10 protein-coding genes are annotated in these 15,841 nt (G+C 36.1%); 3 read left to right on the top strand and 7 right to left on the bottom strand.

Translation table 11 applies throughout. From position 1 onward, the window contains the following. Positions 1–3: 3 nt before the first annotated feature. The 7 genes from QSE00_RS13910 to QSE00_RS25220 all read right to left on the bottom strand — a co-directional run bounded on the left by QSE00_RS13910 (position 4) and on the right by QSE00_RS25220 (position 8,770). Positions 4–1,716, bottom strand: a complete 1,713-nt coding sequence (locus tag QSE00_RS13910) for a RagB/SusD family nutrient uptake outer membrane protein (RefSeq protein ID WP_286106410.1) — start codon at positions 1,714–1,716, stop codon at positions 4–6. Positions 1,717–1,726: 10 nt separating this feature from the next. After that, positions 1,727–5,044, bottom strand: coding sequence for a TonB-dependent receptor (locus tag QSE00_RS13905; protein WP_286106409.1), 3,318 nt, complete (start codon positions 5,042–5,044; stop codon positions 1,727–1,729). 126 nt (positions 5,045–5,170) lie between these two features. Then, positions 5,171–6,352, bottom strand: a complete 1,182-nt coding sequence (locus QSE00_RS13900; protein WP_286106408.1) for a FecR family protein — start codon at positions 6,350–6,352, stop codon at positions 5,171–5,173. Between the two features lie 629 nt (positions 6,353–6,981). Beyond that, positions 6,982–7,503, bottom strand: coding sequence for a sigma-70 family RNA polymerase sigma factor (locus tag QSE00_RS13895; protein WP_286106407.1), 522 nt, complete (start codon positions 7,501–7,503; stop codon positions 6,982–6,984). Between the two features lie 395 nt (positions 7,504–7,898). Next, positions 7,899–8,165, bottom strand: coding sequence for a transposase (locus QSE00_RS25230; protein WP_353477475.1), 267 nt, complete (start codon positions 8,163–8,165; stop codon positions 7,899–7,901). Then, positions 8,114–8,416: a transposase gene (locus QSE00_RS25225; protein ID WP_353477473.1), complete on the bottom strand. Its 303-nt coding sequence runs from the start codon at positions 8,414–8,416 to the stop codon at positions 8,114–8,116. Before QSE00_RS25225 ends, QSE00_RS25230 begins: the two co-directional genes overlap by 52 nt. Before the next feature lie 12 nt (positions 8,417–8,428). Beyond that, positions 8,429–8,770 (bottom strand): hypothetical protein, encoded by a 342-nt coding sequence (locus QSE00_RS25220; RefSeq protein ID WP_353477472.1) that lies wholly within the window; start codon positions 8,768–8,770, stop codon positions 8,429–8,431. Between the two features lie 1,596 nt (positions 8,771–10,366). Here QSE00_RS25220 and QSE00_RS13885 point away from each other — a divergent pair. From QSE00_RS13885 to QSE00_RS13875, 3 genes are all read left to right on the top strand, one after another. Further along, positions 10,367–10,930, top strand: a complete 564-nt coding sequence (locus tag QSE00_RS13885) for an RNA polymerase sigma factor (protein ID WP_286106406.1) — start codon at positions 10,367–10,369, stop codon at positions 10,928–10,930. A 155-nt stretch (positions 10,931–11,085) separates the two neighbouring features. Continuing rightward, complete coding sequence (locus QSE00_RS13880; protein WP_286106405.1) at positions 11,086–12,213, top strand: FecR family protein; 1,128 nt, start codon at positions 11,086–11,088, stop codon at positions 12,211–12,213. A 175-nt stretch (positions 12,214–12,388) separates the two neighbouring features. After that, entirely contained in the window at positions 12,389–15,832 is a 3,444-nt protein-coding gene (locus tag QSE00_RS13875; RefSeq protein WP_286106404.1) for a SusC/RagA family TonB-linked outer membrane protein, read from the top strand. Positions 15,833–15,841 lie beyond the last annotated feature (9 nt).

Raw genomic sequence — 15,841 nt, 5'->3', positions numbered from 1 at the left:
ATTTTACCAACCTGGATTTTGGTTATAAGCATTGGAGGTCCTATCGATCTGATTTTGTGGTATGGGCCGTAATGTGTGCTTTTCAGTAATATTATTCTTTGCATAATTGGGACTGTTGGTGGCATTGGAATACATCTTAACCCTATCCAACAAAACCCCCATACGTGATAAATCATACCATCTTTGCATTTCTCCTAGCAATTCCCTACCACGTTCTTCCAAAATTAAATCAAGCCTCACCTCGCTTTCTGTGATTTTCATTTGGGATTCAAACCCAGGCCATGCAGCTCTTCTTCTGACCACATTTAGCATTTTGGCTGCATTAACTTTATCATCAATTTTTATATAGGCTTCAGCGGCAATAAGATAAGCCTCAGCCAATCGCATTACAAAAAAATCACGCGTTCCTTCTTTCAGATTCGTAGATTCTCTGGTAGGGTCAATAAATTTACCTAAGGATGCATAAACCCTCTCCGTATAACCTGTTCCGGCCTCTCCATTACGTTCTTCCGGAGTATAGATTACATGTGTTTGGTTATGATGTGCGTCAACATAGTTTTGGGTTAATATTTTCTCTACCCTTGATCCGTTTTCGCCAGAAATATAATATTTCTGTCCTATATTGACCCCTGGAAGGAATATGGCAGTGTCCCCAACTTTTTGGGCAGGCAATAGATTGCCAGTATTGTTGGCAAACCATACATGTTGATAACTTTTATAATATCTGGAATCGTATTCCCGATTCCATAAGGAAAGGGCATAAGGTGTTGGGGAATATCTAATATACGGCCTACCATAATCAATGCTTCGCTTCATCCCTGGAAGTTTGTCGTACCCCATAAGAAAGAACAGGTGCGATCTATTCCCGTTGCCACGTGTAAGTGGGTCGGTTGAGTTTTGAATGCCCCATATTACCTCGCTATTTTTTTGATTATCAATTTTCCATAGATCAGCATAATCCGATAGCAGTGAATAATTTTCATTTTTAATTATATCTTCTGCCAACCTAATCGATTTTTTAAAGATTTCTTTATCGTTCTCTAGCCATCCATAAGTTAAATATACCTTGGAAAGAAGAAATTGTGCGGCCGCTTTAGTTGCCCTACCATAGTCAACTTGTTTATCCGGAAGATTGGCTATTCCATATTCCAAATCAGGAATTATGGCCGTTTGGTATATCTCGTTTCTTGAAGTTTTATTTGCCTCTGTTTCAATACCAATGGTTTCTGAAAGAGTAAGATGTACATCACCAAACTGCCGAACCAAAATAAAATAATACATGGCACGCAAAAACCGTGCCTCGGCAGTTAATTCTATTTTAAAGTCTTCGTTAACCTCCTCATTTTTGTCAGTTCTTTCTATGATGGCGTTGCACTGGTTGATTCCTTGGTACATTGTGGACCATACCTCCCAAAGTTCATCCAAGGAAGGGTCAAAGTTGTATTGACCAAGTTTTTTATTGCCATCGGAACCATTAGAGTGAAGGTCTGTACCATATACCGTCATGCTCATACCAGATTCTTGTCCAAAATATTGAACCTTTAGATAGGAATAGGCAGCATTCATGGCATCTTCAAGGCCTTCCTTGGTGGAGTAATAGGAATCTGAACTAACATCAGAAATCATATTTTCCTCTAAATAATCATTACAGGAAAGAAGAGCGAATATTGTTAAAAGCACTGTTGTAATAGCTGCTTTATGTTTTATATTGTCCATATTATTTTTTTTAGAAACTTACATTAATACCAAAAAGAATTGTTCTGCTGCTTGGAACATCATAATATAAAATACCCTTATCATGTTCAGGGTCCCACCCATCGTATTTCGTAAACATAAATAGATTGTCTCCAGAAACATAAAGTCTCATTTGATTCATTTTTAATGTTTTAATAACGGATTCGGGCATGGTATACCCAAGTGTTATGTTACGCAGCTTTACAAAGGAGCCATCAAAGTAATTATTGGAGGAATCAAATCTGGGGTAGTTTTGATTTTGATTGGGTCTTGGATAGGCATTTGTGGGATTATTAGGGGTCCAATAGTCTACATCCAAATTGTTATACCTTCCGGCAAGCGAATTAAATTCATGATGAAATCTGCTGTAAATGGTAGATCCCTGGCGTATATATAGGAATGCGGACAAATCAATACCATTAAATTCAAACCTATTTGTAATCCCCATGTTCCATTTTGGAACACTTGATCCTCGGATAATCCTGTCATCGGAATCGATGATCTTATTGTTGTCTTGATCTTTTAGTTTGATTTCACCTGGAATGAAACCATAGCTATTCGCCAATGTTTCTTCACTGGTCTGCCAAATACCTATTTTTTCATAATCGTAGAATACGGAAATTGGTTGTCCAATAAACCAATTGTTACCTATGTCATCTACTTTACCGTTATATAATTCCAGTATCTCCTCTTTGTTTTTGTACCAATTGAGGTCTATATTCCAGTTTAAGCCCTTTGGTCTCTCCAGTATAGCAGCACTTAAATTTAATTCTACCCCCTTATTGGCTGTTGAACCCACATTTTCAAGTATATTGGAATATCCGGATGTGATGGGCAATTGGCGGAGCATTATTAAATCTGAAGTTTTTGAGTTGTAGTAATCAATAGACCCAGAAATTTTGCCGTTAAAAAATCCAAAATCAATTCCTGCATCGATTGTGGCAGTAGTTTCCCATTTTAAATCTGGATTTGGGATATCACTTAAGGCATACCCATAGCCTGGTGAGCCATCCCAGTCATATACGGTTTGTGATAATGCCCCTTGGGTTTGATAAGGGTTTATTCCCGTATTTCCGGTTACCCCATAGCTGGTCCTTAGTTTTAAATTGGAAACCCATATCTGGTCTTTAAGCCAAGGTTCGTTTGTAATTCTCCATCCTAAAGCGGCTGAAGGGAAATACCCCCATTTTTTTCCTTTTGATAAGCGGGAGGAACCATCAGCTCTAACTGTGGCCTGCATTAAGTATTTTCCATCATAGTCGTAGTTTAGCCTTCCCATAAAAGAGGAAAGCTTCCATTCCTCCAACTGGCTATTCACTCCCAAAATGTTGCTTCCAGTGTCTAGATTGTAAAATTTTTGACTTTCGTAAGGAAGGTTGTCAACTGAAATACCGTAATTCTCCTCTGTAAAACCCTGAACAGATTGCATTGCGGTAAAATTTATGCCATGTTTTCCGGCAAAATCCCGTCCATATTTTAAAATATTTTCCAATGTGTAGGTAAATCTGCCCATATTTTCAACCATTGCATCCGATGCGCCGCCAAGATTTGCATCTGTATATGTTCCACGGAACCTTCCCCTTCTTTGATCTCTACTGTCGATCCCAATATTTATTTTATAGTTTAGATTTTTGGAGAAATCCAGTTCTGCATAAATTGAGGAAAACACACGGTTGATCTTATATTCATCTGTGAAGTTTTCAGATTCAATATCGAAAAGCGGATTTGATAATTGTCCGTCCGTGGTCGGTAAAAAAACGGGTTCGCCAGTAGTTAAATCATATGTTTCCCCAATTGGGGAGTTTAGTAGGGCACTTTCAACCGTGCTGCTATTGCCCACATCGTTTATGCTTCTTGTAAGTAAAGTTGAGGTGCCGACCTTGAACCAGTCGGTAAATCTATGGTCTAGATTTAGCCTTGTAGTATACCTTTTATAGTACATGTTCTTTATGGTGCCCCTTTCATTATAAAAGCCTACCGATAATGCAAACTGAGTTTTATCATTGCCCCCTGAAAAGCTTAATTGATGATCGTTCTTATATCCTTGACCAAAAATTAAATCCGGATAGTTATAGGACACCCCATTTTTTAAATTTGCCAATTGTATTGCTTCAAATAAATGTTCATCATCACTGTAAGAGTTTGTTGACCTATACGCTTCCCTGCGATATTCAGCAAACTCTTGGGCATTCATCATATCTACCATTCTACTAATAGAAGTAGATCCATAGAAATTATTGTAGGAGACCTTGGATTTGGAAGCACTGCCTCTATTTGTACTTACCAATATAACTCCATTGGCCCCTCTGGAACCATATATTGACGTAGAAGAGGCATCTTTTAAAATTTCTATAGATTTAATATCATTGGGGTTAATATCATTGATCCCTCCTTCCAATGGTATCCCATCAACAACATAAAGAGGTTCGTTGGAAGCGCTAAAAGATCTGTTTCCTCTGATCCTTACCGTTGGAGCTGCACCAGGAACTCCACTGCTTTGAACTATATCTACCCCTGCCGCTTTTCCTTGCATTTTCTCTACCATGCTCAGTGAAGGACGTTCTTGTAAATCTTTTACTCCAATAGAAACGACGGATCCTGTTATGTCGGATTTTTTCTGTGTGCCATATCCCACGACCACTACTTCATCCAACCCAGCTGCATCTTCCTTCAAGCTTATGGAAAGGTTGGTTTGCCCATCAACAGTTATTTCTTGTGTAGAAAAACCTAAGTATGAAATAACCAATATAGGCGACTCGTTAGTAAGTGTAATGGAAAAATTACCGTCAAAATCTGCGGTAACCCCATTAGTGGTCCCTTTTTCCACCACGTTGGCTCCTGGCAAGGGTTGCCCTTTGTCATCGGTTATTGTACCTGATATTATCTGTTGTACCAATTTCTCTTCTTTAATAGCTTTTCTTTTTTCTTTGCTTTTGGAAGGGGTTGGTGTATTCTTTACTTTTAAGACAATTTGCTTGTTTCTAAGCAAATAATAAAAGGAAGTACCCTTAAACAGGTAGTTTAGGACATCCGAGATTGGTTTGTTGTTGACCTTTATAGAAACCAATTTATTTGCATCGATTTTTTTATTGTCGTATAAAAATTTAAAATCGGTGAGCGATTCTATTTCCTCAAATACTTTCTGGATAGACACTTTTTCCAAATCTAAGGTCACCTTGGCCTTCTGGGCATAGGAGTTGGCCTGAACGGTAAAGATTGAAAGAATTAAAAGGATGGACGTTAGTTTCATGGCTAAACCAAAATTTACTGAATAAGGCTTGGGGTAGCCTATCCTATTATTTTTTTTCATAATTTTGTATAGTTTTTAGTTGACTAGTAATAGTTGATTATCGCTAATCGGGAAATGGTGCAACATTTTCCGATTTTTTTTATGGATATCAACAGCTTTTAATTGGATTGATCTTAATCTTATATGTTATTCCATAGGCATTTCATTTTCTTTTTTTGATTTATATATTTCAATGTGATTTTCGGTTTTGGTGTACTTAAAAGGGGTTTCAAGGGCAAATGTGGCGAGCACATCATCAATGGATTCTATGTCGAAGGTTGCCGTGAAATCTTGATTGTTCAATTGTTCGTATGTATTGTTTATTGTAACCTTATAATGGCGTTCCAATTTTTGTATTATATTCCGAAAGGGCATTTTCTTAACTACTAATTTCCCATTGATCCAACTAGTATATATCTCCGAGTCCACATTTTGTATAATAACTTTGTCGTTTGAACGGTTCCAGGAGGCTTGGTGGTTCGGTTCTAATAGGCTCGACGTTTCAGTATTGTATTCGGTCTTGTTATTATAAAGTCTTACAGAACCTTCAACCAGTACAGTGTTTATTTCATTGTCTTCCGGATAGGCCGAAATATTGAATTTTGTTCCCAATACCCTGACATCCATAGTTCCATTGGTGACAATAAAAGGATGTTTTTTGTCCTTATGAACATCGAAATAGCCTTCTCCTGTCAGGAATACCTGTCTGTTTTGGCCTTTGATGAATTTCGCCGGGTATTTTAAAGAAGACCCCGCATTTAAATATACTGTGGTACTGTCCGATAATATCAGTTTAAATGTTCTTCCAAAGGGGACCGTTAATATGTTATAGTAGAGTTTGTCGATGTCTGAACTGTTAAGATAATTTAGTTGAATTCCATTTTGTACACCTAGTACTTTTCCCTTGCTATTGGTAATGGTTTGAATCTTTTCAGGGGAAATTCGTTGTATTTCCCCACTTTCCAATTGTAGTGTTATTGCATCTTTATTAATAGGTAGAGTAGTTGCGGAATTGTTGGTTTGCCAGTGGAGGTAACTTATTGTAAAAATCCCAATAAAAATGGCCACATATTTGGTTATTAACGAAAGGACGGGTACTAACTTTTTGTTATTTTTCGTCTTAACAACCTTCAAAACATTGGTCCAAGCAGAATCAATATCCATTTCGTCTACTTCGGGTATTCTTTCACCAGTATTATGCAATGACTGTAAGCGTAGAAAAAGATTTCTGTTTTCATCAGATTCTTTGATCCAATTATCAAAATACTTTTGTTCTTCAACAGAAAGGTATCCTTTAAGTTTCTTTCCTAGTATGTAGGCAATTTCCATATTCACTCTTTTTCATAAAGGCCACATTAAATTGGCCTCTTATTGGTTGAACCATAAAAAGGAAATAGGGTGACGTTAAAATGAAAAAAAACTAAAATAAATGTGAAATATGTAACAAGGAGGAGTGTTGTTTTTACCAGCAAGGAAGGAAAATATATTTATATTTCTGAATCCAATTATAGCGATGTTTGTTGATTCAATAGGAAATTTAGATAGCACATCTTCAATGGAGACTAAGCCAAACGTTACTGTAAAAAATTGGCGCCCAGATGTTCGTTATCATTGTTAATGTTAGGCCTCTAATAACGTTTTAGATTTTTTTTATTTTTGAGCGGTATAATTTGATATTGGGTTCATCGACTTTTGAAATATTATGACCTCTATGATAAAATATCTTTAATCGCAAAAAAAGATATCTGTGATCATCAGATTCTTGGATCCAATTATCAAAATAATTTTTTTCTTCAACAGAAAGTGTTCCATCAAGCTGCTTAACGAGTAGATAGGCTATTTCCATTGTTTCTCTTCACCAGTTCTAGATCAAATATTATGGCGTCTATATTATAGAATCCGAAATAGGGAAATAGGGTGACGTTAAAATGAAAGGAAATTGAAATAAATGGAAATATTTAGTTTTCGAGGAAGAGGAGTATTAATAAATAGTAATTCTTTAGATCTTGCCTTAAAATTTTATAAGCCTTTTTCATCTGTGTTTTTACGGTGTTCACAGAAACGCCCAAATGGTCCGCGGCACTGCCATACTTATGTCCGTCCAAGGCACATAGTTCAAATACGCGCTTGCATCCAAGGGGTAAATTATTTATAGACTCTTGTAGAATAGAAGACCTATTAGTTTCTTCAATTAATGGCTCATCGTCTAATGGTATGGACAAACAGTTTTCATCCAGCGTTTCATTTTTTTTGGTACGAGTAATATATTTTATGCTATTATTCTTTATTGCTCTCCAAACATATGCACTGATATTTAAAAATTTGGTGTTGTCCTTCTTGGTCAAAAGTTGTACAAAGACATCCTGAACAATATCTTCAGCAATATCCCATTGGGCTACGTAACTATAGGAAAGCAAACAATAAATCCGATAGTTTTTTTTAAATAATTGCTCTATTTCAGTTTGCTTATGTGGTTCCATTGTGAAAATGAATCTGAATCTTATTGGTTACTTTAGTTGAATACTCAATTATTATGTCTTAGGTTACTATAATTGCTTTAACGATTAAGCTATATTACTAGAATTATTTAAAAAAAACAATACTATTTTAATTTAATTTAATATTTGGGTCTATTTTATTGTATAATTCTAATTATTGTTGTGAAAGGATTTCTATTTTACAATCTTTCATATCATATATTTATCAATATTAATGCTGGCCTTGAAAGGCCTAATCAATATCCTTTGCACTGCGGAGCATTAAAAGTAGTATTAAACTCTATGGGTATCAGTTTTTCCAATGATCCATTAATCATCTAGTCATTTTTTCCTTAACGTGAGTTCGATATAAGGATTACCCAATTCTTTGGAGGTTGTCAATATTGATGTTGGGTTTTGTGGGATAAAAGGCATATGCAATTAGTCCTGATATCATGTTGGTGATAAAGTTTCCAAAGCTTCTGTTCCTGGTATGCTCGATTTGGCACTGGTTTTTTAGAATATCGTTGACGCTCTACGACAGCCCTTTTTCTGAGCAATATCTTGTCGTATAAATGCATCAAGGTGTTCTTCATATTTTTCTTTATTTTGGTTACCAGATGTATCCCGTCCACGAAGAGCTCCTCGAACAGATCCTTTCCGATGTAGCCCCTATCGGCGAATATCTTCCCGTATCCTTGTTGTGGAAGGTCTTGTCCTTGAGCAGCTGTCTGTCGTCCACATTGCCCTGTGTAATGAGGAAGTCGATGATCTGCCCCCTTTCATTGATGATGATATGAAGTTTGAACCCAAAGAACCATCCCATACTGCCCTTGCCCTTTTCCGCTATTCCCTTAAAAACCCTGTTCTGCTTTTCTCTTTTGGTATGACATACCTTTATCAAGGTGGAATCCATAAAGGAGATTCCCTAACATTGGTCCAAACAGCACATTTGCAGGAACAGTACCATAGGGACCACGGCCTTTTGCTGCAGCTCCACAAAACGGGTATAGGATACCGTATGCGGGAAATCCTCCCGCATGTGTTCGCGTACATGATTGAGGTAAAAGTGCTTAAGGCAACGGTATCCTTTTTGATGGAAAAGCACCATAATGGTAATCACTTCGCTCTGGGTCATTTTAGGGGTCCTGTTGCGTCTTTTTATTCCAGAGCCATCATCGATCCCGTTCTTGTCAAGAACTTGGTCCAATCCTATGCAAAAATCGTCGATAAGGCAAAAAATTTCCGTAATTTTATCGGTAGAAATCATAAGCGGATAATTGGTTAAATATTTGAACGTCAAGAACTTAAATATACCAATTTTCTGCTTTTTCTACAATATAAAACCCTCTTTTATTAAGTCGAACTCACGTTCCTTAAGTTTTTCACGATTAACCAAAAATGGCTAATTCTCTCTCCATAGTCTATTTTTCCTGTACATAGCATTGTGTAATTTGTGTATGGTATGTACTAGACATTCAACGCAGGTGACCTTGTGATCTGCCAATACTTTATCAGCAAAGTATGGCCTTCCAATTGTTGGTAGCCCCTGTATTTTGCTAGCTATTCCTTCGGATTTTTCTGACTGGGCATATAAGGAAACTAAAAGAATCAATACTTGAACGGGATAGTGATGGACCAGCTGATATCATTGGCATACGCTACCCTTTTTGTCCCAATCCGACACTTTGATCGGGCTCTCATCGTTCCGAATATATTAGGACATCCATTTTTTTTTTTTTTTGATTCAGTATGTTAGCAGTTCCGGCAATTTGCAACAATTGGAAGGTCAGTCGATCAAATTATGTTTAGCAGTTTCCCAGCCAATATCGAGTTTTAATATTTCGATTTGGAAATAGAACAAAACCTATTCATGTGCCCGCCAAAATGTTTGCGGGCAAACAAGCTTTCGGCTGTCAATTAGTTGAGGAGTCGGGTCGGGAGTACATAGATTTGTGCCCTTTCGGCATTTGCCTTGGTATAATTGGACAAGAACGTTTGTCTTTGATAAGGCTTGAAGGAATGTATTTCGAAGCCTATGCGGCCTATAAGCAGATTCTCTTTGGCTCCGAGAGTCTCCTTCGGGCACTAAGGTGATTTCCTGCCCGGAATTTGTTCTATATGCACATTTATCGATTTACATGCTCTGGTTATATGTTCGTGCCGACGAAGGCACCGAAATAAAAAGTGCCCTTTACTTGATTCTACCTTTTTTATGGGATATGTTGATTTAATAGCATAGTTCTCCTTGGCTTGTTCAAGGGTATTGGTAAAGAGAAATTGGCATTGTCCCGGTTCATTATAATTGGTTTTAGTTTAGTCATTTTGGATACTGTAATGACTCAATGGTTTATGCCATTACATTTTATCCATTAGCTTAGGATTTACCTACTTCTTAAAAGAGTTATACATAGGCAGATGATTACATTAGTTTTAATTATCCTATGAAAATTGAGTGATATTTGATCTCCTTTGCTCTTAGGACACTCTGCCTTATGTGCCAGTTTATATTGATTACTTTTTAATTAAAATAAATCGTATTCGATTGATCTACTTGAACCAAATGCATTGAGTAAGATCCATCTTATTTCCTGGAAGATAAATTTGTTTGATGATATTCGACATATGTTGTACTGTTTTTTCTGAACCCACTTTTCAGTTACTATGATTTGTAGTTTTTTTATAATTAAATCTCTTATTATCAATATATTAATACTTAGTCCATTGGTGGGAAATCGGATTATTAGACCCAGCAAGTACACCCATAATACAGTGTAGTCCATAGTTCTAGGCAATTTGTTAAAGACATTTTTTATACATTTAACGTCTTTGATAGAATATAGTTGATTTATTAACAATTGTGTCGTTGAAAAATTTTCATACAAACGAATTACTTCTAGCTCACCTCAAAAAAGGTAATCAGAAAGCGTTTAAAACGTTGTTTGATGAGTATTGGGAAGTTATGTTCTGTAAAGCCAATTCCATTCTTCGGAACAGAGATGTGGCCCAAGATATTGTGCAAGAGATTTGGATAAATCTATGGAACCAAAGGGAAAATCTAGAAGTCTCAAATTTCGAAGCCTATATTTTTCGATCAGTAAGTTATGGTTGTTACAAATATTTAAGGGACATTAAATTTAACACCTCGCAGCTTAAAGTTATTGATTCACTGATTTTTACTAGGTCAGAGATCGAAAATCAACATAATGTAGAAGCAACCCAACTTATAATTGATAAATCATTAAAAGAACTGTCTCCAAGATGTCGACAAATTTATAAATTAAGTCGACTGGAGGATGTGACTAATGAAGAAATTGCCTTAAGATTGGGAATATCCAAAAGGTCTGTAGAGAATCAAGTTTCCATTGCATTAAAAGTTATAAGGCGCCATTTGGGCTATCTGCAAACTTTTATATTTTTCTATTTATAATTTTTTAGATAGTACTAAGTGCTACTTAATCAACGTCATATAGAAACGATTTAAGATATGATTTTATAATTCCACATGTTAATAATATGTTAAATTGCATTTTCATATGTGAGTTAAAGGCACTTCTAGGTTCTTAACGTTTGAGTAGTATCTCTATGAAAGAACAAGATTTTAGAAAATTATTGGATAAATACCTTGATGGATCGATTTCTAAAAGGGAAAAGGAACTATTGAATAGTTTTGAGGGAGAGTTACTTTCTAGTAACGACAATGCACATTTTATAAACGAAAGTAATAAAAGGAGAACTAGAAGGGCTATGTGGCAGAAAGTTCAACTTAAAACTATTCCAAATGCTCGTTTAAATGGAAATTGGAGAATTATTTCTACCGCAGCAGCCGTTGTGATAGGTTTTTTGGTGGTCGGTTACATTTACATCCGAAATAATAGTGATTTTAATAATGCAACAATTCCACAAGATGCCATTACTTTAGAACTAGAAGATGGTACGGTAAAAATTATCGATGAAAATGGTTCGATTACTGTGAATGGCAGGGACGGGAGAGTGCTTGGTCAACAACATGGGAATGAAATAGTGTATTCAAATACAGAAAGCGAATCTGAACTTGTGTACAATACTCTAACAGTCCCTTATGGAAAAACTTTTGAGTTGAGTTTGTCCGATGGCACCAAGGCACACCTAAATGCCGGGTCTTCGTTAAAATATCCTATTACATTTTTACAGGGCCAGGAAAGAAACATTTACGTTAGAGGAGAGGCTTTTTTAGATGTGGCAAAGGATTCCCTGCGACCGTTTATTGTAAACTGCGATAATATGAATGTAATGGTTCTTGGCACAAAATTCAATATTTCGGCCTATCCGGAAGATGAGACATATGACGTAGTTCTTATTGAAGGCGCGGTTAGTCTGTATGAGGCAAAGGGAAAATATGACTCCAAAAATGTTGTCTTATTAAAACCTGGTTTTAAAGGTAGCTTCAATAAGAAAAGTAAAATGATTAGTAAAGATTCGGTATTAACAGACCTGTACACAGCATGGATGACTGGAGAATTGATTGTTCGCAACATGGCCTTTGTAAATATCATTCAAAAATTGGAACGCCATTATAATGTCACGATAGTGAATCAAAATGAAGAATTAGCCTCCAAGAAGTTCAACGCAAATTTTGGGAACGAACCCATAGAAAGTGTTTTGGAGGAGTTTAAGATTAATTATGGAATAGACTATTACATCGATGGCAATGGAGATTTCATATTAAAATAACAATTAAACAAAAGTAACCAGTATAAAATCATAGCCAATGAATTAAAACAACCAACTTAATTACTTACATCACTTAGATCATGAAAATAAAAAAAATCGGAAAATGCTCGAACATTTCCCGATTGAATATAAGTGATTAAACTAAAAATTAACCACATTAAAACACTTTAAAAGTATGAAAAAACTTCTTAATATAAAAAGATGTCCATACCCTGTAATTGATTTAGACCTAAAAATGAAATTGAGTTTACTTTTTTTATTGGTCACTTTTTTCTCGCTTAAAGCCAGTGATAGTTATGCGCAGCGTACTAAAATTACATTAAATTTAAGAAATGTTACGGTCGGGCAACTTATAGATGAGATTGAAAGCACTACAGAGTTTCAATTTGTTTATAAGATTGAAGATGTCGATTTAGAACGAATTATTTCAATTCAAGCCCATAACGACAAGGTTGATAATATTCTAAACCAAATTTTTAACAATACAAGGACCACATTTAATTTAAATAAACGAAGGATTTTTTTAGTGCGGAGAAAGGAAGTTCCAATTTCCAAATCGCCCAAGGTTGGAATTAACAACCCTATTTTGCAAGATATCGTAAAGGGGACTGTATCAGATAAAGATGGAAATCCCTTGCCAGGTACCAGTATTGTGGAAAAAGGTACTGCAAATGGTGTGACTTCCGATTTTGATGGTAAATTTTCTATTGAACTAGGGAAAGCTGATCCTATTTTGATATTTTCCTATGTAGGATTTGCCAGTAAGGAAGTCTCTGTAAATGGTCAGTTTGACTTGAATGTCTCACTAGAGGAAAGTGCAGCTGGGCTGGATGAAGTAGTGGTCGTGGGATATGGCACCCAGAAAAGAACGAATCTGACAGGTTCTGTTACTGTTGTTAAAATAACAGAAATCAATGAACAGGCATCTGCAACAGGGAATGTTCTAAAAGCTATGGATGGTAGAATTCCGGGCATCAAGGCGACATACAATGGTGATCCGAATAACGCAGCTGGAATATTGATACGAGGAAAGGGGTCCTTAAGTAGTAGCAATGAGCCATTAGTAATTATAGATGGAGTGCCTACCAACAGAGGTTTGAATGAATTGGCAGTAAATGATATTGAGTCGATTCAAGTTTTAAAGGACGCTTCTGCAGCAACTATATATGGCTCAAGAGCAGCAAATGGAGTTTTCATTGTAACTACAAAATCTGCTGACGAAGGAATGAGAATCAATTTTACATCAACAGTTACTGCAGGTTGGTTGCCCAGAACCACTATTCCGTTGCTCAATACAGAAGAATATGGTAGGGCTCAATGGCAGGCGGCAAGAAATGATAAAGAAGATCCTAACTACGGTGTATATAGTTTTCAGGATCATCAGGATTCCAATGGAAACTGGGTGTTGGACAAAATAGACTTGCCTGAATACCTGGATGAAGCCAAAACAATGAAACCTGCCAATACCAACTGGGAAAAGGTTATAACTCGTTCTCCAATAAGTAGGAATTATAACGTTAGCGTTTCTCAAGGAGGCAAAAACGGAGGAGTGTTATTTTCATTTGATTATTTGGATAGTGAAGGTACTACAAAGGAAAATGGATGGAATAGAGGTACTATACGTTTAAACTCAACTTACAATTTATTTAATAATCGTGTCAAGTTCGGCGAAAATCTAGCATTGATAAAAATGCGATACACTGGGGGTTCGTATTTAAGTTTAGTGCCCACAATCCAATCTATAGTGCCAGTAAGAACAATTGATGGAGAAGGTTGGGGAGGACCAGTTGGTGGAATGAGTGACAGAAATAATCCTTTGTTGGTCATTATGAACAATAGACAAAATCATAAAGATGATATACGTTTAGTAGGATCGGCTTTTGGAGACTTCGAAATAATGAAAAATCTACATCTTAGATCTACTGTAGGCATTGACTACGATGGTTATTGGAATAGGCAAATGAATTTGCAATATCAGGCCGGATATATGTCCGAAACTGTTACAAAAATGCAAGTTAATTCTGGTTATGGCGGAAGTTGGACTTGGAATAATATAATTACATATGACTTTTCCTTTAAAAATAATGAATTTAACTTTATGATTGGTCAGGAAGCGACAAAAGCGAGTGGTACCTCTTTATGGGGTGCACGTGATGGTTTCGCTAGTGAAGATTTGGATTATCTGTATTTGGATGTAGGTGAAAGTAATGTGAGAAATGGGAATGGTGCTTGGGACAATTCCCAAAATTCTTATTTTGGGAGATTAAATTACAATTTCAAAAACCGTTATTTGTTGACAGCAATAGTGCGTCGTGATGGTTCTTCGCGTTTTGGAGCAAATAATAGGTTTGCTACGTTTCCATCTCTTTCTGGAGGTTGGGTATTAAGCCAAGAATCCTTTTTAAAATCAACAACTTGGCTTTCTTTTTTAAAAATCAGATATGGCTGGGGCAAAACAGGTAATCAGGAAATTGACAATTACGCTTCATATGGAATGTATCAAGCACGTTATGGAGATAATGATTCGCCTGTTACAAATGGTACGGCATATGATTTATATGGTATAGATGAGGGAAACCTCCCATCCGGCTATAGACGGTTGCAACTTAGTAATCCAGATTTAAAGTGGGAGGCTACAACGCAAAATAATATTGGATTGGATTACGCGTTTTTAGGCTCCAAATTAAGTGGAACATTTGATTATTATATAAAAAGAACCTCTAATATTCTTGTTAAACCGCCAACTCTTAGAGCTACTGGTTATGGCGCATCTTCGTGGATTAACGGAGCGAATATGAAAAATAGTGGTTGGGAAACTACACTTGCGTTTAATAATAGTTCCGGGGACTTTAATTATTCTATTTCAGCAAGCGCTTACAAAAATATAAATGAGTTTACTTATATTATTCCAGAAGCTGTCGCAGCATACCCTGGAAACGGAAATGATCAAACTATTTTAGGACGCCCGTTGAACTCATATTATGGTTACGTTGTTGATGGTATATTTCAGAATCAGGCTGAAGTTGATAATTCAGCTGTTCAACCGGGTAAAGGAATTGGGAGGCTTAAATATGGTGATATCAATAATGATGGTATTATAGATGCTGATGATCGTGATTGGATAGGCGTAAATGAACCTGAACTTACATTAGGTTTGAGTTCAAAAGTAGAATGGAAAGGATTTGATTTTTCTATGTTTTGGAATTCTGAATTGGGGAGGGAAGTTCCTAGTTCCACTGGTACGCGAACTGATTTTTTCGGTTTTTTTGGAGGACAGAATTACGGTAGGAAGGTATTGGATTCCTGGTCCCCAACTAATACATCTTCTACTATACCTGCAATTTCAAAAACAGGAATCAATGACGAGCAAAGATTTTCTTCATATTTTATTGAGAATACGTCTTATGTAAAATTACAGTCTTTGGTCCTTGGCTACACTTTGCCAAAGGAAATATCAAAGAAGGTATTTATGACGAATACTAGAATTTATTTACAAGGGGAAAATTTGCGATCAATTAATTTACCCGGAAATACATTTTCAGGATTTGATCCAAAAAGCCCTAATATTGATTATCCTCTTCCAACATCGATTACCCTAGGTTTTAATCTAACATTCTAAAAAAAAATA

Origin of the sequence: Arenibacter flavimaris (genome assembly GCF_030291335.1) — a bacterium.
Lineage (GTDB): Bacteria > Bacteroidota > Bacteroidia > Flavobacteriales > Flavobacteriaceae > Arenibacter.
The sequence above is the reverse complement of the archived record's forward strand: the minus strand, read 5'-3'. Positions and strand labels throughout refer to the sequence as shown.